This is a genomic window from Streptomyces hokutonensis, from assembly GCF_042751305.1.
Taxonomy (GTDB): domain Bacteria; phylum Actinomycetota; class Actinomycetes; order Streptomycetales; family Streptomycetaceae; genus Streptomyces; species Streptomyces hokutonensis_A.
On record NZ_JBHYWD010000028.1, the window covers coordinates 44,342 to 62,191 of the forward strand.

The following is a 17,850-nucleotide window of genomic DNA, read 5'->3' on the forward strand; positions in this document are numbered from 1 at the left end:
TCCTTCAGTTCTCGACTCGTGCCGTAAGGGGTGCTGGCGAGTGCGTCGCGTGGTGCCGCTGGGTTGCAGCCACGCTGCTGCCGAGGAGGGCGTGGCTGATCATGATCGGGTAGATGACGGCGCGCTCGAACAGGCCGATGTTCCACATCCAGCCGGTGAACACGTCGGTCATGAAGAGGGGGAACGCGATCAGCCCGGCGGTGCCGAGCGCGGTGCTCGCGATCGACCGGCCCCGGCTGAGACCGATGCGGGCGCCGCCGGTTCCAACGGCGATCGCCATGATGTTGCCGGCGAGCATGACGCCCTGCGCGCCGAGGGTGTGGAACGCGATCAGGCCGTTGTCGACGTTCGTGTTGGAGCCCTGGAAGATGCCGACGAGCGAGACCCCGACGCCGCTGAGGACGGCGAGGATCATGATGATGATCGGGCGGGTGCCCTTGCGCGGGTCGAACACGAGGAACGTGCCGACGATCAAGAGGGTGCCGTAGATCACCCAGCCGGTGTCCATGACGGCACCGAGGGGGGAGTTGGCAACCTGTCCGAACGCGGTCTGTGGCGGGCCGGTCAGACCGAGGTGGCTGACCCAGTTGTACAAGGGTGAGTAAGGCGGGTCCTGCCATGCGGCGGCCGTGATGAACTCGGCGACCCACGACACGAGCGGGCCAAGAAGGACGAGTAGTGCTCCGGCACGGGCAGCGGCGCCGGAGCGGACGATCTGCCTCACGAGAGCGACATGCCGGGGATGCGGGCCCGGATCGCGTCCAGCTCGGCCTCGTCGGACACGCCCTGCCAGTCGTAGCGCGGCGTGTACGGGGCCTCCAGAGCGCGCACTTCGTCGTCGCTGAGCTCGACGTCCAGGGAGGCCACGGCTTCGTCGATCTGGCGGATCGAGCCGGCGCCGACCAGGGGCGCGGTGACGACCGGCTGGCGGTGCAGCCAGGCGAGGGCGATCTGTGCGCGGCTGACGCCGTGCGTGGCGGCGACCTTCCCGACGGCGTCGACGATCGCGTGGTTGGACGTCTCCTCGGCCGGCGAGTAGAGCAGGTCCGCGTAGGCGCCGTCCGTCTCGGAGCGCACCGTCGAACGGGCGTCGCCCCATGCGCGGGTGAGGCGGCCGCGGGCCAGCGGTGACCAGATGATCGTGCCCACGCCCTCGTCCAGGCAGAGCGGGATCATCTCGCGCTCCTCCTCACGGGCGAGGAGGTTGTAGTGGTCCTGCATGGACACGAACCGCGCCCAGCCGTGCCGTTCCTGAAGGTGTAGTGCCTTCGAGAACTCCCAGGCGTGCATGGACGAGGCGCCGAGGTAGCGGACCTTGCCCGCCTTGACGAGGTCGCTGAGGGCCTCCAGGGTCTCCTCCCAAGGGGTGGAGTGGTCGTTGCGGTGGATCTGGTAGAGGTCGATGTAGTCGGTGCCGAGGCGGCGTAGCGAGTGGTCGACCTCGGTCATGATCGCCTTGCGGGACAGTCCCCGTCCGTTGGGTCCCAGCCGCATGGGATGGCGCAGCTTGGTGGCGATCACGACGGCGTCGCGGTCGGCGAAGTCCTTGAGGGCGCGGCCGAGGATCTCCTCGCTGGAGCCGTTGGAGTACAGGTTCGCGGTGTCGAAGAAGTTGATCCCCGCGTCCAGCGCGTGCTTGATGAGCGGGCGTGCGTCCTGTTCGCCCTTGGACCAGACGGGGTGCCCGCGGTCGGGCTCGCCGTAGGTCATCGCGCCGATCGCGATCGGGGAGACGTCGAGGCCGGTCGTGCCGAGCTTGATGTAATGCATGACGGTCCTTAAAGTATTCGGAGAGGTCTCCATATAACGTAGTGGAGAACTCTCCGCTTAGCAAGGTGAGGTCTTGTGGTCCGCTCGGACGCCCGTGAGAACAGGGCACGCATCCTCGCCGTCGCACGCGAAGCGCTCGCGGAGGACGGCAGTACGTCGATGAACCAGATCTCCCAGCGCGCGGGAGTCGGCGCGGGCACCCTGTACCGCAACTTCCCCACCCGCGAGTCGCTGGTCCTGGCCGTCTACCAGGACGAGGTCGCGCGCATCGTCGACACCGTGCCCGACCTGCTGGCCCGGATGCCGCCGCTGGAGGCGCTCCGCCACTGGACGATCGACCTCGTCGAGGGCATGCGCAGAAAGCACGGCCTCGGCGACGCCCTGGGCCCGGGTGCGCACCAGACCATCAGCGAGCAGAGCTACGGCCCCGTCATCGCCGCGATCACCCAACTCCTCGACGCCGGCAAGAAGGACGGAATCATCCGCCCGGACGCCGACCCAGGAGACTTCCTCCAACTCACCGGCGCCCTGTGGCGCGCCGCGTCCACCCCCGAGGACCGGGCACCCCACATGCTCGCGCTCATCCTCGACGGACTCCGCACGCACCGATAGGCGCCGGGCGGGACAAGGCCCGCCAGGTGAACGATTTACAGTCCCGTTCGTGGTTCGAGCGTCCAGGTGCGGTGATCGGCCTCTTTGACGAGCCCGGGCACTTTGCGGGTCACCTGAACGTGGGCCGTGAGTCGCCGCACCTGCTTCTCCCGGTGGGCGAGATCGCCGTCCGCTACGGACGTATAGGTCACGGATGCCGTCGGGTCGATGGGCTGCGGGAGGAAGCTGACCGCGTCCAGGCTGAGTTGTCCGTGGCCGAGCTGGAATGGCAGGAGTGGGTGATCGCCCGCAGGTGAGTCGACGCGGTGCCGGCTCCGGAGGGCGGCGACACCGCCGACACGGAGGTCACCCCGAACGCGCAGAATGCGGACGCGCGGTTGGCGCCCCGGGATGCGGTGAAGCCGAAGTCGCAGGTGCCGGTGCGGTGGGAAGGGCTTGCCCGGTCGGTGCAGTCGGCGGACTGTCAGCGCATCCTGCAGGTGCTCGCGGACCGTCTCCGGCTCCGTCAAGGGCCGCTGACCTGCCAGGAGATGGCCGCGGCGTTCGGCATGGAGGTGGTGCCGGCGCGGCTGGAGGCGCTGCGGTCGAAGGTGAAGCGCCTGGTCGCGCGCGGCTGGTTGGCCAAGCCTGTGCCGGGCCGGTTCACGCTCGCGAGGGGCATGGCCGGGTGAGGCGGCGGGTCATCAGCAGGGTCATCGACCAGCAGATCATCGCTTCGGCGCTGGTGGTGCGGCGTTCGAAGTCGCGTGCCGGACGGCGGGTGCGCGTCAGGTGGGCGAAGAGGCGCTCCACGATCCCACATGATGAGCCTCGGTCACTTGATCGAGCAGCACCTGGGCGGCTGCGCGGTCACCGGTGTCCGCGGCGGTGACATGTCTGATTCCCCGGTGTCGATGAAGTGGCTGCGGGCGCTCGGGCGGCCTTTGGTGAGCAGGTCGGTGCTGGTGTCTCTCAGGCGGAGGGCGTGCAGCTGGCTTTGAGCCGTGCGGTCGCTTTCCAGAGGCCGTCAGCGCGCGCCTGAACGTGTACCAGGAGGGCAGACAGTCTGTCCGGATGGACCTTGTCGCACCCGTCGCGATGACTTAGAACGAGACGAAAGCTTCCTTGCTGCTGGAGAGGACTTGCGTGCACTACCTCGGACATGGACAGGCTCGTGGTAACGAACACCCGTCGCCCGCATCGCGTGCCGGCACGCCGCGCGCAGGGCTGACGGGCGCCTGGCTGACGCACTTGCAACGTATCGCGGCCAAGGGAAGCGGGCCTGCCGACCAGGAGAGGGAGAACGCGGACCAGGCCCAGGTGCAGCGCGCCGCAGTGGACAATGCCCTTCAGTCGCCGGCACGCCAGCTGGATCCCGGCTTGCAGACCGAGATGCAGGCGCGCTTCGACGGCGCCGACTTCAGCCGCGTCAGGGTGCATGACGGGCCTGCCGCGCGGGAGGCGGCGGCCATCGTCGAGGCCAAGGCGTTCACTACCGGTCAGCACATCGTGGACGGCGGCGGGATGAGCCAGAAGGACTGGGCGCACGAGCTGGCACACACGCTCGACCAGGCGAAGGGGTCCGTCCCGGGCGTGGACAACGGCGCCGGTCTGAGCATTTCGGATCCGGGCGACTCCGGTGAACGGCACGCTGTCAACACGGCGGACCGGGTCATGCAAGGACCCGCGCCCATCCAGAGGATCGCCTCCGGGGAGCCGACCAACGACGTCGAACAGCACCGGCACAGCCATGCCTGCGGGCACGACGTGCAGCGTGTCGCGACTGGTGCCGTCGCGGTACAGCGCACCCGGCGGGCCACTCGGGAGGACATGGAGGTGTCCCGGTCCGCCTCGGCGCTGACACGGAACGCGCAGATGCTGCGGGCCCAGGGCAAGGACGACTTGGCCGCCAAGCTGGAGGACCAGCTGGAAAAGTCGCTTCCCCTTCCCATGCAGGGAACGGTCGCGTTCGCGAACGACATGCTGGTCCAGCGGCGTCACGGCCGCCGATACAAGCTCTCCCTCGACCTCTCGACAATGCTGTACTCGGCGTCCCCGCACGAGGGTCGCAAGCAGTACGGGGCCCCTGAGCTCGCGAACGGGAAGTACAACTTCGTGATCCCCGTGCGGAAGCCGGACAAGATCATGGCGTCGCAGGTCGGCACCGAGTACGAGGAGGGGCATTCCGCTCTCGCGAAGGCCAGTAAAGCCGGCGACGGGCACGTGTACTGGGCAGGTACTGCCGTGTTCACCGACGGTGTCCTGATGAAGTGGACGAACGACAGCGGTCACTACAGGCCCACAGGCGATGATGCAGGCCAGGTGGCAGGCGTCACGGGCGGTTTTCCGGTCGACAAATACAAGAACTTCGACGACCCGGGCGGGGCTGGCTGAAGTCTGCGCTGACGAATCGGCTGGACGGGGCGGGAAGTCAGCGCCGTCCAGCCCTTGTTGCTTTCCGCTCAGCCCGTGTCTTGGTCGTCGGCTGAAGGGGCTTCCCGATCGGCAGCCGTCCTCGGGGGACTCAGCAGACGCACAACGGCGGCGTTTCCCGCCACGCGTTGCAGCGCGGCCAGGCGGTCGAGGACGTTGGTCTCCGGTGCGGCCCGCGCCGGCTTGCGGCTCTCGCCCGGCCCGCCCGGTGACTGCACGTCGCCTGAGGCACCACCGTCATCGAGCCCATCTCCAACTGGCCCTGCGGCATGTGGCAGTTCACGCATCGCACACCTCGCACTCGTGTAGTGCCACGAGCGTGGAACTCACCCCGCAACACGGGTCGTCGCGGCGCCGTTCATCCTACGGCGGGAAGATTGCGCCGTGCCTCCAGGGGTTCACCGGCCTGCGTTCAGACCGTCTGTGACCGGCGGCGGCATCTGACCACGTTCGGCGCGGCGTCGAACGATGAGTTCCGATATCTGTGCGAGAACCTGTCTGATCATGCTCAGGGCCGTATCTGCGGCGTCTGCCAGGATGGTGTGCGGCGCGGGCTGGATCGCCCGGTCGATGGCAGGCTCGCCGCGGTGCGGCTGGTGGCGGTCGACTGATTCCTCGCTCCCGTGCCTGGATGGCGGTACGGGGATGGCGTCGGGCCTGACGGCCGCGGTGCTCTTGCACGACCGCGGAAAACAGGGCGCTACGTCTGGCGGGGGCCCACCAATTCCCTGTACAGGGCTTCTCGTTCCTTGCTGCCGTCCTCGGTCTTCCCGAGTTTCTGCACCCACTCCTGGTTGAGTTCGTCGAGGAACGTGCGCCAGTCGCCGTCGTTCCGCTTCTGGGCGAAGTCGGAGAGTTCGACCAGGCGGGAGTTGTCCTTGAGCTTGCCCGCGCCGACCTTGTCGCCCTTGTGGCCGTGCAGGACGGACTCGTCGTTGGCCGTGGCCTCGCTGGAGGTGGCCTTGTGCTCGTAGCCGACCGGGCTCGTGGCGCCCGGGGCGAGAGTCTCGATACCGACCAGGAGGGAACCCTTCGTCTTCGCAGTCGGCTGCTGGAATACCAGCAGCATGTGACCCCAGGACCCGTTGGGCAGGATCACGTCGCCGTTCCAGTCGGCGCCGCCGAGACCGCCGCCCGAGATGTCCATGCCCATGAGCATCGGTGGGTTCGAGCCCGCTTTGGAGAAGAAGTTCTTTACGGCGGCGGGGAGTTCGCCCTCCTCCTGAAACTTTCCGGGCTTCCCGTCCTTGTCCTCGGTGATCTTCGTACGGTGAGTTGCGAAGCCGCGGTGGGACACCGAGGGGCCGAGCTGGCGGCCCGGATCCTGGCCTTCCGAGTCCGGGGCGTGCGGGACCGGCTGGGTGGCGCCCAGGAAGTCCGTGAGGTCGTACGGCGACTGACCGTCGGTCAGGGCGGGGATGTCGATGACGACTCGGCCGCCGTGGGCCAGTGCCCGGATGACGTCCTGCCCGTGGTCGTCCACGTGGGCCTTCTGGCCGGCGTCGTAGAGCTTCAGACCGTTGCGGAGGATCAGCAGCACCTTGGTGAGCATCTCCCGAGCGTCCTTGTCCTTGGGCGCCCAGGCCCGGGTGGAGTCCTTGTCCGCGTCCGGGTGACGCCGCTCGGCAGGGATACCGGCCGGGTGAAGGGTGTCCACGGCCGTCTGCCGGATCTGTTCGTACGCCTCCCGTTTCATCTCCTCCTTCACGTCGTCGGGGATGTTGGGGGACTTGGTCGTCATGAACCTGCCCAGGGTGTAGTCCGGGTGGCTCGGGGGAGCCGTCATCGCCTCGACCATGTGCGGATGCTGTTTCCTGAAGGCCAGCGTGGCGGTGAGCACGCGTTTTCCGGAGGAAAGCTTCATCCAGTTGTCGAACCGGCCTCCGACGTATTTCTCGGCCTCCTGGTACGTGCCGATGCCGACCCTTTCGAGCCACTTCGGGTTGAGCTTGGACAGGTGCTGGATGTCCGCCAGCTCCTGGTCGGTGAACGGTTCACCGAGCTTCACTCGCCGGTCCAGGGTGCGGCGCAGCTTGGGCTCCCCCTCGACCATCCACTCCTCGGGCCACCAGGTGTTGGGGGCGAGCCAGCCGATCTTGATCTTCTGTAGGACCGTGTGGTCGGGGATCGACTTCATCAGGCGCCGGATCTGCTGCGCGCCGTGTTTGTCGCCGCTGCCGACCTCTGGCGCGGGTGCCTCCTGCTCCCGGGCGGACTCCGCCGGGGCTTCGGCGCCGACACGCTGGACCGTCACTCCGGCCCCGCCGCGGCCGTGGTCGACGGCCCGCGTCTGCTGACTGGCACCCTCGTGATGCTGTCCCGCACCCGCGTCCCCCGACGCCACCCGCTGCAAGTGGGTCAACCAGGCGCCGGTGAGTGGGGCGGGCGGCTGGGTGGTCCGGGACGGCCCGCCCCGTAACTGACCGGTCTCCGGGCTGCGCTGCCGCTGGTAGGGGTGCACGCGCATTCCTCCTAGCTGGCCGGGGCGGTTCCCGGTCGGCTCCGTTCTACGCCGCGCCGCCACCGCGCCGGAAGGTCCGCTCGGGCAGATTCCGTTGCCCCACCCGCCAAGTGACAGCGTCGTACGACTGCGCACGCCCATGACTCGCGGTGACCGAAGCGGTGCGCGGTTCGTACGACCAGGCCAAGGCGGCGATCGAGAGACGGTGCGGGAAGATCCTGGGCAAACGACAGGCCGAAGACCTCGTCATCGCCTTTGCCGGAACAACGGTGACATCCGCGCTCGACGACACACGACACTACGACTCACCGACAGAGCCCCCCACGGCATCGACGCGTTCTACCGGCATCAGTTGGTGCAGCCGGCCACCGCCGACACCCTCTTGGTCCTACAGGTCGACGGCAAGGGCATTGTTATGCGGCCCGAGGCGCTACGGCCGGCCACCTTCAAGGCCCACCAGGCTGCCCGCCGGGCGACGCGCACGCGCCTCGCTCCGGGCGAGAAGCCGCACCGCATGCGAACGGCCACCCTGGCCTGCGTCTTCGCCGCCACCCCGGCACCGCGCCGACCGCACGACATCATCGCCCCACCCACCGGCCGCAGCGGCGAACACACCCCGAGACCGGGGCCGAAGGCCACGGCGAAATGGCTCACCGGCTCGGTTGTCCACCCACCCGAGCACACCATCGCCGCCTTCGACCAGGCCGAAGCCCGCGACCCCGCTCATCTCCGCACCTGGGTGATGCTTGTCGATGGCGCCCGCCGTCAACTCGACCTGATCCACGCCGAGGCCGCCCGGCGCCGCGTCACCCTGCACGTTCTGCTCGACATCGTGCACGTCAGCGAATATCTGTGGGCCGCCGCTCACCCCTTCCATCCGCCTGGCACCGCCAAGGCTGAAGCCTGGGTCGCCGGACACTCGATCACGATCCTGCACGGCCAGGCCCCCCGCGCCGCCACCGAGATCACCGCACAGGCCGACCGGGCCCGACTCCGCGGCGCGAAACGCGAGGCCGCCGACCGGTGCGTCGGCTACCTGACCGGCCACCTCGACCAACTCGGCCACGACATTGCGCTGTCCTCAGGCTGTCCGATCGCCACCGGAGCGATCGAGGGCGCCTGCCGTCACCTGATCGGTGACCGCCTCGACATCACAGGCGCCCGCTGGGGCCTGGCCGGAGCCGAAGCCATCCTCAAACTCCGTACCCGGAGCGACAACGGCGACTTCGACGAGTACTGGACCCACCATCTCGCCCGCGAACACGAACGGCTCTACCTCGCCCTCGACCGACATCGCTACCAACGCACAACCTGAGGAGCGATCTTCCCTCAGGGCGAGCTGCACCCACCGACGTTCGTGGGCTGTCCGCTCGCCCAATGCCATGCCCGAGCCTGGTGGTGGCGACTGACGGCGACCACTACTGCGACCCGATGACGTCCGCCTCCTTGGCGCGCGGATGGCGGGCGCAATGGCAACTCGCCGCGTGAGGCTCTCCGCGGCGATGTCGGCTCTCGGCTGCTCGGAAGACCCGTCATGCCGGATCGCAGCGCCCCGCAGTCCACTGACAAGCGGCGTCGTCCGATCGACGGCTGCCGGAACCCCGGACAGCCAGTGGAACCGTCGGACAACCCGGGCCCGGTTCGTCAACTCGTTGATCGGCTGGGCGTTCTCCGTCGAAACGGTGACTGCCGACACGATTGGAAGATCGACGGCAACCTTTTCGCCTCGTGCGGCCACTGAGCAGTGCAACAGCGACTCGATCTTCCGAACGGGATGAACATGCAAGAGACACGTCGGGCCGCGCGGCAGCGCAGACGCAGACGCGAGCTGATGATGGGCACTGCCGCGGCGCTGATCGCCGTGGGTCTTGTCGTCGGTCTGATCACGAGAGACCGATCCGGCCCACAACCCGCTGCCGCAAGCACCGCAGCCTCTCAGGAGACCCGGACGTCGGCATCGCCGAGGAAGAAGCCTTCCGCACCTTCCCCGTCAGCAATCTCCACGTCCCCTTCGGCCAGCCCGTCGACCCCGAAGGCCTCCCCGTCCAGGTCGGCGGCTCGGCCACCGGTTTCCCCGCGGAGCACTCCGGTCACGACCTCGCTCGCCGGGCGAATCCGGCCCAAGGTCACGTACCAGGGAGTCGCCACGGTCTACAAGGCCGGGGTAGGGGACGGCGCCTGCTCGTACGGGCCGAGCGGCGACATGATGATCGCGGCGATGAACACCACCGACTACGAGACGTCCAGAGCCTGCGGGGCCTACGTGCTCGTCCGGACGGCGAGTGGCGCCTCCGTCACGGTCCGGATCACCAACGAATGCCCGTTGCCTTGTGCGCCCGGTCAACTCGACCTCAGCGAACAGGCCTTCGCCAAACTGGTCCCTGTCTCGACGGGCCGGATCGCGATCACCTGGAGCCTGTTGAGCCCCGCCACGGCGGGCACGATATCGATCCGCTACAAGACCGGGTCCAGCCCCTACTGGTGCGGCATCCAGGCGATCGGCCACCGCAACCCGCTTGCTCGGCTAGAGGTCCGCGCCGGCGGTGGCTGGCGCCAGCTGGCCCGCACCGACTACAACTACTTCCTTTCCCCCGACGGCAGTGGGTGCGGCGGCGCGATCAGACTCACCGACATCTACGGCGAACAACTGACCGTCAACGGGATCGCGCTGCGGCCTGAAGTCGTGCAGTCCACGCGGGTCCAGTTCGCCCGACACTGAGCCGCCCCGCCGATCCCGTTGGCCTTCGGTGTGCCGACGGGATCGGCCGGAGGCCTGTGCTGGGTCAGAACATGGTGTTGTCGTTCTCGGAGGTGGGTGGGATCACCTGGAGGACGTCCCAGTGTTCGACGATTCTGCCGTCCGCGTCGAAACGGAAGATGTCGATGCCGGCGTACTCCTCGGCGGGCCAGGTCTGGTGGCAGTGCAGGATCACGTGGTCGCCGTCGGCGAAGGCGCGCTTGACCTCCACTCGCTTGCCCGGGTACTCGGCGGCCATGCGCTCGAAGTAGTCGACAAACGCCTGCTTGCCGTCGCCGACGTGTGGATTGTGCTGGATGTAGGTGTTGCCCGCATACCGGTCGATGGCCTCGGCGGGGCGGCACTGGTTGAACATCAGGTCGTAGAACGCCTGAGCTGTGGCCTTGTTCTTCTCCGGGTCGCTCATGATGCCACCGTGGGGTCGGGTGCCGGGTGCGGCACGGTGAGTGCGTCGAGCAGGCGGTCGGCCCCGACGGGGACGGACAGGGTCCGGCCGGCGAGGTCGGCGGGGGTTTCGGGATGGGTGGGGTTGACGCGTACGAGGCGGGCGTGGGGGATCTGCCGCGTGAGGTCTTCCCCCGGCCACCGGATGACACCTGGGGTGTTGAATCCGGCGCCGAACTCGAGGATGAGCAGCCGGGTTCCGGCGGTGGAACCCAGCCAGTCCTGGAGGCGGCGGCCCGCGGGGAGATAGGGGTCGTCGACGAACTCGGGGCCGATACGGACGTTGATCTCGACCTCGCCGCCGCAGTTCGGGCAGCTGGGCAGGGGGCCGGTCACTGCGCCGGTGGTCGGGTCGTACGCGGCGAGGAGCTGTGCGACGAGCGGGTGGGTGTCCCAGGTGGCCGTGGTGCAGGGGGTCGCGCACTGGTAGCGGCCGTAGTCGCCCTGCGGGGTGAAGATCCGGTCGGTGTCGAAGCCGTTGCGGGCGAAGAGAGCGTCCACGTTGGACGTCATCACCCAGCGGTCCTTGCCGTCGACCAGGGAACTCAGGCGCTGGTAAAGGGGGTTGGGGCCCGGGGAGAAGCGGATGTCGTCGATGTGGACGGCCCAGTAGCCCCACCACAGCTCGGGCGGCAGTGGTACGCCGACGAGGTAGCGGGAGCGCAGGCCGAGGTGGTGCAGGGCGGGGAAGAGCTCCCGGAAGCGGTCCTCGTCGCCGTAGTCGTACCCGGCGGCTGCACTGAGTCCGGCCCCGGCGGTGATCAGGACACGGTCGGCCTCGCCGACCCAGGTGCGTATCGTCCCGGCGGCGGTTGCCAGGTCAAAGGTGGACTCGTTCATCGGGGCTGGTTTCCTTCGGTCAGTGCCTGGACGTAGGCGGCGAGGTCGTCGTCCGCGTACACGTTGAAGATCACGCGGTCGAACCGCCCGGGGTGGAGGTCCAGCCACTCGGCCACGGTGTCGAGGGCGGTGCGGGCGGCGGGCCCTTTGGGGTAGCCGAAGACGCCGGTGCTGATACCGCAGAAAGCCACGCTGCGCAGACCGCCGACTTCGGCGGCGAGGTCGAGACAGGCGCGGTACGAGGCCGCCAGTTCCCGTTGGTGCTGTGGGAGCACGCGGCCGTCGACGATCGGGCCGACGGTGTGCAGGACGTAGCGGGAGGGCAGGTGGTAGCCGCGGGTGATCTTCGCCGCGCCGGTCGGCTCGGGGTGGCCCTGGAGGGACATGATCGTGTGGCAGTCGGCGCGGAGGCGGGGGCCCGCTGCGGAGTGCAGGGCGTTGTCGATGCATGCGTGCATCGGGGCGAAGCAGCCGAGCAGGGCGCTGTTTGCGGCGTTGACGACGGCGTCCGCGCAGAGGGTGGTGAGGTCGCCCTGCCACAGCACCGTACGGTCGGCGGCCCGGTACGTGGTGTGGGGAAGCGCGTCGCGGACTGTGGGCAGCGCGGCGGCGTCGGTGGTGTCGTGTGCCAGCCGTTCGCCGGCCTGGAGCGCGTCCAGTACACGCATGGTCCCGGCGGGCAGCGGGGCGGGATCCCGGAGCGTCAGCACCGCCCGCAGGAGCCGCCGGGCGGCGGCTTCGTCGATCCGGTCCGCGCCGCCGTGACGCAGCCCGGCCTTCGCTGCTGCCGAGTCGTCGGCCAGCAGGGCGAGCGCCTCGCGTACCGGGCCGGGAGACCGGTGGCCAGGGGTGTGGCCGACGTTGGGGGCGATATCCGGTCCGAACGGCTCGTCCAAGGCGATGGCGGTTCGGTAGGCGGCGAGCGGCAGCGGGGTCGGGTGCACGGGATCCTCCGGGCGGTGAGCTCGTGACGGGGCGAAGCGGGACGGGTCCGCCGAAGGGCACGCCGCCGTGCCCTCGCTCCCGGGTAGGGGAGGGCACGGCGGACGGGGGAGGACCCCTCAGGCGGGTTCGAGGGTTCCGGTGTGGAGTTCGGCGACGCTGTTGCCGTTGCCCGCCTCGTAGGTCCAGAAGGCATGGACCGCCAGGGCGTTGAGGTTCATGAGGTGGGTGACCGTCATGCCGGACTTCTCGGCCCAGCCCAGCATGAACAGTCCGGGGGCCACCTCGGCGGTGTGCAGGGTGACGGTCTCCTCGGAGCCCTCGGTCGGGCCTTCGAGGGTCTGGTAGTGGAGGGTGGTGCCGTCGGCCGCGTAGGTGTTGCGGAAGACGGCCCCGTTGTCGACGCGGAAGACGAAGGTCCTCCCAGCGTAGGTGAGTTCACTCATCGCGTTGTCTCCTCGCGGACGGCGCGCAGTTCTAGAACAGGCCGTTGGTGTGGGGCAGTTCGGCCGGGATCGGGGAGATGACGTCCCAGTGCTCGACGATCTTGCCGCCCTGGACGCGGAAGAGGTCGTAGTAGGCGACGGGGACGCCGAACTCGCCCTCGGACTGCAGCAGGACGAAGTCGCCCTCGGCGATGACCTTGTGGACGGTCTTGTAGACGAGGTTCTTGCCCTGCTCGGCCCACTTCGCGGCGGCGGCTCCGAAGCCGTCGAGGCCGTCGGCGGCCTCCGGGTTGTGCTGGTCGTACGTCTCGGTGGAGATGTAGTCGGTGAGCACCGAGTAGTCGGCGCCGACGAGGACCTTCTGCGCGAACTCGGCGACCAGCGCCCGGTTGGCCTCGGTCTGTTCGGGCGTGGTGACCTCGGTGGGTCCGTCGGTCTGCGAGCGCCCGGAGGCGGTGTCGGTGACCAGCGGCGTCAGGGCGTCCCAGTGCTCGGCGAGCCTGCCGTCGGCGTCGACGCGGAAGACGTCGAAGGCGACCAGCGGGACGGGCCCGAAGCCGTGGTACGTGCCGTGCAGGGCGACCAGGTCGCCGTCGGCGATCACGCGGGCGCCCTCGTAGCGGAAGCCCTCCGGCAGACCGGCGACCAGTTGGCGCAGCGCCTCGGGGCCGTCGGCGGCCAGGGTGCTGTGCTGCGTGTAGTCGGCGGCGACCCAGCGGTCCACCGCGCTCGGGTCCTTCTGGCCGAACAGTTCACCGGCGGCGGTCAGGACGGTGTTCTTGGCGTTGCTCATGACAGATCTCCTTGCGAGGGCAGGGCATGGAAGGGGACTTGGGGGATGGCCGTGGTCAGCCGTTGGTCGAGCGCGGCGGTCAGGGAGACGGCGGTGGAGGCCGCGCCGCCCATCTGGTCGGCGCCGTGCGCGGTGTCCAGCAGTAGCGTCGGGTAGGAGCGCTCGCGCAGACCGCGCAGACCGCGCAGACCGCGCAGCGCGCGGAAGCCGGCACGGGCTTTCACCCGGCCGGCCGGGGAGCGGTACGCCGCGGTCACGGCGTCCGCGTCCGGGTCGAGCGCGACAGCTGTGTCCTGGTAGACCTCGGGTTCGGACAGGCTGCGGCGGTCGACGAACCAGGCGCGCTGCATGGCCTCGGCCGCGTCCAGTTCGTCGACTCCTGGCTGGTCGCGCGGCGCGGCCGGCCCCGCCGCCGCGGCGGTGGAGTCGAGCACGGTCGTGCCCTGTGCCAAGGCGCGGTCGTGGCCTGTGCCGAAGGCGGCTCCGGTGAGCCGCGTGAGGGTGCCGCGTTCGGCCGACAGGTGCGGATGTGCCGTGATCGGCAGTGCCCGGGCACCGGTGCAGAGGCCGGCCGACACGACGTCGATCCGGATGCGGTGAGCGTTGTCGTCGGCGAAGACCCGCAGGGAGGCCCGTTCCGTCGAAGGCATCGCATGCCTCCCTCTCCTACCGCTCGCTTACTGCTTTCCGACATCGATTGACGCCGACTGGGTTGACAGCTCCAAGTTAGGGCCGCTGAGCAGGGCAGATCGGATACGCTGGCGACTGATGATGGTCAAAAACCGACATGATGCCGACCGAAGGATCCCTGAGATCTCCTTCGCGGCGCCCGCAGGCACCCCCGCCGGCGTCGAAGTGCTGTCCCTCGCCGGCTTGCGTGATCGCGTCCCCGGCGAGCGGCTCGCGGCTCCTCAGCGCCCGGACTTCCACCAGCTGATCGCGCTCACCGGCGGAACCCTCTGGCACACGGTCGACTTCACCGCCTACGCCCTCGAACCCGGCTCATGGCTGTGGGTCCGTCCTGGGCAGGTGCAGCAGTGGGGCGATCCCACCCGCGCCGAGGGCATCCTGATCCTGTTCCGCCAGGACTTCCTCGACCCGGCCACCACTGCCGGCGCACGCACCGAAGACCTGCACGCGCCGGTCCTGCGTCGGCCTCTGCCTCAGGACGCCCGGGCCCTGAGGCTGGCTGCCGACCATCTCGCCGCCGAGTTCAAGGCACTCGGACGTCTGCCCCTGGAGATCCACACCGAGGCCCTGCGTCACCTGCTGGCCGTCCTCGTCCTGCGCCTGGCCCACCTCACCGCGCCTGCCGGCAGTCCCGCTCCCGAACCCGACGCCACCTATCTGCGCTTCCGTGACGCGGTGGAGAGGAACTTCGCCCGCACCCGCCGGGTCGAGGACTACGCCGAAGCGCTCGGCTACTCGGGGCGCACCCTGGCGCGCGCCACCCTGGCCGCGGCCGGCCTGGGCGCCAAGGAGTTCATCGACCGTCGCGTCGTCCTCGAAGCCAAGCGTCTCCTGGCCCACAGCGATCACAGTGCCGCGCGCATCGCCGACCGTCTCGGTTTCTCCAGCGCCACCCACTTCAACAAGTACTTCCACCAGCGCACGGGCCAGACCCCGATCGCGTTCCGCGACACGGTCCGCGGACACGGCCCGGGTTGAGAACCGCCCACCCGAGAGGCCGTACCGGTCCGCCGTCCGCCGTCCGCCGTCCGCCGTCCGCCGTCCGCCGTCCGCCGTCCGGCGTGCCGTGGTGCAGGTGTGCCCCCGGCGATTCGTGGGAGCACTTCCGGTCATAGATCTGACTCCCCGTCAGTTCTCGGTATTCTCCCCCGGCCCCCACAGGCGAGGCGGCAACAGTGAGGCTCCGGCCCTGGACCAGGGCCCTTGAGCCGCAGTCTGCCGTCCCCTCATGCCTGAGGAAGCCATGACTCCCACCCCCCACCTCGCCGAACTCGCCGCTCGTCTGGAGTGTCCCGCCCCCTTCCAGCCCGTCGAACATTCGCTTTTCGCACACGCCGGAACCACGACGGTGGACATCGTGGTTCCGGTCTACAACGAGGAACGCGCCCTGCCCGGGTGCCTGCGTACCCTCCACGCCCGCCTGTCCCAGGGTTTCCCGTTTCCCTGGCGGATCACCATCGCCGACAACGCGAGCACCGACGAAACCCTGGCCACTGCCCTTCGCCTCGCGGACGAACTGCCGGGTGTCTCCGTCGTCCACCTGGACCGCAAGGGGCGGGGACTCGCGCTGCGCACCGTCTGGGGGGCCAGCGACGCGGACATCGTGGCGTACATGGACGTGGACCTCTCCACCGGCCTCGACGGGCTGCTCCCGCTGATCGCGCCCCTTGCCAGCCGCCACTCGGACCTCGCCATCGGCTCCCGGCTGGCTCCCGGCGCACGCACGGTACGCGGGCCGCGCCGCGAGTTCGTCTCCCGCTGCTACAACGGCATCATCCGGCTCACCCACGGAGTCCGTTTCACCGACGCCCAGTGCGGATTCAAGGCGGCCCGCACGGAGGTGCTCCGGCCACTGCTGGAAGTGACCCGCGACGACGCGTGGTTCTTCGACACCGAGCTGCTCCTGCTCGCCGAGCACAACGGACTGCGGATCCACGAGGTCCCGGTCGACTGGGTCGAGGACATCGACACCCGGGTGGATGTGGTGAGCACCGCCAGGCAGGACCTCCGGGGTCTGTGGCGCATGGCGCGGCTCAAGGCGTCCGGTGACGCCCGGGTCGAGGTGGTGCCGCGTCCCGAGTCGGCCGCGGAGCACCCCGACGCCGTCCTCGCACCCTCCACGGGGCGCGGTGCGCTGTCGTGGGAGGTCGGCTGCTTCGTCGCGATCGGTGTCGTCTCCACGGTCGGACAGGCCTTGCTGTACTGGCTGCTGCGCGGTTGGTGGCCTCCGGCCGTCGCCAACCTGATCTCACTGTTCGTCCTCACCGTCCTGAACACCGAGGCGAACCGGCGCCTCACCTTCCGGCACTCCACATCCCCGCCCGCCCGTGTGCACCTCGGCGCAGGGGGCCTGTTCGTGCTCGGCTACGTGGTCACCTCCGCGGCGGTGCTGTGGTTCAAGTGGCTCGATCCCGGCGCCTCACCGGCCGCGGAGACCGCGGTCCTCACCACGGCCTCCGTGGCGGTCACCTGCGTGCGCTTCGCCGTCCTGCGACTGGCAGTCTTCGCCGCCCCCCGTAGCCGTAACCGTTGACGAGAGCGAATCCCCACATGAGCAACCACGCGCACATCAGGCCCGCACCAGCGGCGCCGGCACCCGACGAGAAGCGCGCGCAGACGACCACGGCGGTCCGCCGGCTCCCCGGCTGGGCAGCACCCGCCGCGCTAGGAGCCGTCCTCGTCCTCGCGGCCGTTCTGTACGGCTGGGCGCTGAACTCCCTCGGCTGGGGGAACAGTTACTACTCGGCCGCCGTGAAGTCGATGGGGAAGAACTGGACCAACTTCCTCTTCGGCTCCTTCGATCCCGCGGGCGTGATCACGGTCGACAAGCCGCCGGCCGCCCTGTGGCCGCAGGTGATCAGCAGCAAGATCTTCGGGATGCACGGCTGGGCGCTGATCCTCCCGCAACTCCTCGAAGGCGTGGCCGGGGTGCTGGTGCTGCACCGCACGGTGCGCCGCTGGGCGGGGGAGACGGCGGCACTCGTCGCGGCTCTGGTGCTCACGCTGACGCCCATCACCGTGGCCATCAACCGCGACAACAACCCCGACACACTGTTGATACTCCTTCTGGTGTCGGCGGCGTACGCGCTCACCCGTGCGCTGCAGGCCGAGGGCAGGGCCGCGACCTGGTGGCTGTGCGCGAGCGGGTTTCTGATCGGGTGCGGATTCCTCACCAAAATGCTCGCCGCCTGGATGGTCGTTCCCGCGTTCGCCGTCGCCTGGCTCGTGGGAGGAAGCGGCGCCTGGATACCGCGAGTGCGGCGTCTGCTGGGCGCGGGGGCCATCCTGGCGGCGTCCTCTCTGTGGTGGGTCGCCATGGTCGACTGGTGGCCGGGCGACCGTCCCTACATCGGTGGCAGTAAGGACGGCTCGGCCTGGGACCTCGTGATCGGCTACAACGGGCTGGGAAGGGTCTTCGGTTCCAGCGACGGAACGCCCCAGGGGATGGGCGGATCAGGCGGCGGATTCGCCGGCGGATTCGGCGGCCAGCCCGGCCTCAGCCGTCTGTTCGAGGCGCAAGTGGGCGGTCAGATCAGTTGGTTGCTGCCGGTCTGCGGGCTGGCTCTGGTCGTCGCCGTCGTCGGCGCGGTACATCGCCCCCCCCGCCCCCGGTGCCACACCCCCCGGGAGGCCGCCCCCCGCGGGCGGGGGTGGGGGGCGCTGGGGGACCCCCGCGGCGCCC

Annotated in this window: 17 protein-coding genes and 2 pseudogenes; 9 read left to right on the top strand and 10 right to left on the bottom strand. The window is 69.4% G+C overall.

Annotated elements, in window-relative coordinates; translation table 11 throughout:
- Nucleotides 1–4 precede the first annotated feature (4 nt).
- Both ACFXC1_RS43985 and ACFXC1_RS43990 read right to left on the bottom strand, forming a co-directional pair.
- A complete protein-coding gene (locus ACFXC1_RS43985; RefSeq protein WP_381254112.1) occupies nucleotides 5–724 on the bottom strand; it encodes a DUF998 domain-containing protein in 720 nt (239 codons plus the stop codon).
- Nucleotides 721–1,770: an aldo/keto reductase gene (locus ACFXC1_RS43990; RefSeq protein ID WP_381254114.1), complete on the bottom strand. Its 1,050-nt coding sequence runs from the start codon at nucleotides 1,768–1,770 to the stop codon at nucleotides 721–723. The genes ACFXC1_RS43985 and ACFXC1_RS43990 overlap by 4 nt, the downstream gene beginning before the upstream one ends.
- Nucleotides 1,771–1,845: 75 nt before the next feature.
- Between ACFXC1_RS43990 and ACFXC1_RS43995 the strand changes: the two genes are divergently transcribed.
- The 4 genes and pseudogenes from ACFXC1_RS43995 (at nucleotide 1,846) to ACFXC1_RS44010 (ending at nucleotide 5,405) form a co-directional block, all read left to right on the top strand.
- Nucleotides 1,846–2,382 carry a TetR/AcrR family transcriptional regulator gene (locus tag ACFXC1_RS43995; RefSeq protein WP_381254116.1) on the top strand — a complete coding sequence of 179 codons (537 nt, stop codon included), beginning with the start codon at nucleotides 1,846–1,848 and terminating at the stop codon, nucleotides 2,380–2,382.
- Between the two features lie 161 nt (nucleotides 2,383–2,543).
- Nucleotides 2,544–3,053, top strand: a pseudogene (locus tag ACFXC1_RS44000) (hypothetical protein).
- Nucleotides 3,054–3,507: 454 nt separating this feature from the next.
- The gene (locus tag ACFXC1_RS44005; RefSeq protein ID WP_381254118.1) at nucleotides 3,508–4,755 is read left to right on the top strand and encodes an eCIS core domain-containing protein; all 1,248 of its coding nucleotides are present in this window, start codon (nucleotides 3,508–3,510) and stop codon (nucleotides 4,753–4,755) included.
- Between the two features lie 416 nt (nucleotides 4,756–5,171).
- Nucleotides 5,172–5,405 carry a hypothetical protein gene (locus ACFXC1_RS44010; RefSeq protein ID WP_381254121.1) on the top strand — a complete coding sequence of 78 codons (234 nt, stop codon included), beginning with the start codon at nucleotides 5,172–5,174 and terminating at the stop codon, nucleotides 5,403–5,405.
- An 89-nt stretch (nucleotides 5,406–5,494) separates the two neighbouring features.
- On the opposite strand, the gene ACFXC1_RS44015 is transcribed toward ACFXC1_RS44010, so the two are convergent.
- On the bottom strand, nucleotides 5,495–7,255 hold the full coding sequence (locus ACFXC1_RS44015) for a PE-PGRS family protein (protein WP_381254124.1): 1,761 nt from the start codon (nucleotides 7,253–7,255) through the stop codon (nucleotides 5,495–5,497).
- 143 nt (nucleotides 7,256–7,398) lie between these two features.
- On the opposite strand from ACFXC1_RS44015, the pseudogene ACFXC1_RS44020 reads away from it, so the two are divergent.
- Nucleotides 7,399–8,570: pseudogene (locus tag ACFXC1_RS44020) on the top strand (ISKra4 family transposase); the annotation flags it as partial.
- 620 nt (nucleotides 8,571–9,190) lie between these two features.
- Here the strand turns inward: ACFXC1_RS44020 and ACFXC1_RS44025 are convergent.
- A complete protein-coding gene (locus ACFXC1_RS44025) occupies nucleotides 9,191–9,403 on the bottom strand; it encodes a hypothetical protein (RefSeq protein ID WP_381254348.1) in 213 nt (70 codons plus the stop codon).
- Between ACFXC1_RS44025 and ACFXC1_RS44030 the strand changes: the two genes are divergently transcribed.
- Complete coding sequence (locus ACFXC1_RS44030) at nucleotides 9,369–9,974, top strand: expansin EXLX1 family cellulose-binding protein (protein WP_381254335.1); 606 nt, start codon at nucleotides 9,369–9,371, stop codon at nucleotides 9,972–9,974. The genes ACFXC1_RS44025 and ACFXC1_RS44030 overlap by 35 nt on opposite strands.
- Before the next feature lie 64 nt (nucleotides 9,975–10,038).
- Here the strand turns inward: ACFXC1_RS44030 and ACFXC1_RS44035 are convergent, their stop codons facing one another.
- The 6 genes from ACFXC1_RS44035 to ACFXC1_RS44060 form a co-directional block, all read right to left on the bottom strand.
- A complete protein-coding gene (locus ACFXC1_RS44035) occupies nucleotides 10,039–10,419 on the bottom strand; it encodes a nuclear transport factor 2 family protein (protein WP_381254126.1) in 381 nt (126 codons plus the stop codon).
- Nucleotides 10,416–11,297 (bottom strand): SIR2 family NAD-dependent protein deacylase, encoded by an 882-nt coding sequence (locus ACFXC1_RS44040; protein WP_381254129.1) that lies wholly within the window; start codon nucleotides 11,295–11,297, stop codon nucleotides 10,416–10,418. The genes ACFXC1_RS44035 and ACFXC1_RS44040 overlap by 4 nt, the downstream gene beginning before the upstream one ends.
- Nucleotides 11,294–12,241, bottom strand: coding sequence for a protein-ADP-ribose hydrolase (locus ACFXC1_RS44045; RefSeq protein WP_381254131.1), 948 nt, complete (start codon nucleotides 12,239–12,241; stop codon nucleotides 11,294–11,296). Before ACFXC1_RS44045 ends, ACFXC1_RS44040 begins: the two co-directional genes overlap by 4 nt.
- A gap of 117 nt (nucleotides 12,242–12,358) precedes the next feature.
- Nucleotides 12,359–12,685 carry a MoaF-related domain-containing protein gene (locus tag ACFXC1_RS44050; RefSeq protein ID WP_381254134.1) on the bottom strand — a complete coding sequence of 109 codons (327 nt, stop codon included), beginning with the start codon at nucleotides 12,683–12,685 and terminating at the stop codon, nucleotides 12,359–12,361.
- 31 nt (nucleotides 12,686–12,716) lie between these two features.
- Complete coding sequence (locus tag ACFXC1_RS44055; RefSeq protein WP_381254137.1) at nucleotides 12,717–13,478, bottom strand: nuclear transport factor 2 family protein; 762 nt, start codon at nucleotides 13,476–13,478, stop codon at nucleotides 12,717–12,719.
- Nucleotides 13,475–14,128, bottom strand: coding sequence for a DsbA family protein (locus ACFXC1_RS44060; RefSeq protein WP_381254140.1), 654 nt, complete (start codon nucleotides 14,126–14,128; stop codon nucleotides 13,475–13,477). Before ACFXC1_RS44060 ends, ACFXC1_RS44055 begins: the two co-directional genes overlap by 4 nt.
- A 121-nt stretch (nucleotides 14,129–14,249) precedes the next feature.
- Between ACFXC1_RS44060 and ACFXC1_RS44065 the strand changes: the two genes are divergently transcribed.
- The 3 genes from ACFXC1_RS44065 to ACFXC1_RS44075 all read left to right on the top strand — a co-directional run.
- Nucleotides 14,250–15,146 (top strand): helix-turn-helix transcriptional regulator, encoded by an 897-nt coding sequence (locus tag ACFXC1_RS44065; protein WP_381254337.1) that lies wholly within the window; start codon nucleotides 14,250–14,252, stop codon nucleotides 15,144–15,146.
- Nucleotides 15,147–15,411: 265 nt separating this feature from the next.
- Nucleotides 15,412–16,701 carry a bifunctional glycosyltransferase family 2/GtrA family protein gene (locus ACFXC1_RS44070; protein ID WP_381254143.1) on the top strand — a complete coding sequence of 430 codons (1,290 nt, stop codon included), beginning with the start codon at nucleotides 15,412–15,414 and terminating at the stop codon, nucleotides 16,699–16,701.
- A 17-nt stretch (nucleotides 16,702–16,718) separates the two neighbouring features.
- On the top strand, nucleotides 16,719–17,850 hold a 1,132-nt coding region (locus ACFXC1_RS44075; RefSeq protein ID WP_381254145.1), incomplete at its 3' end, for an ArnT family glycosyltransferase.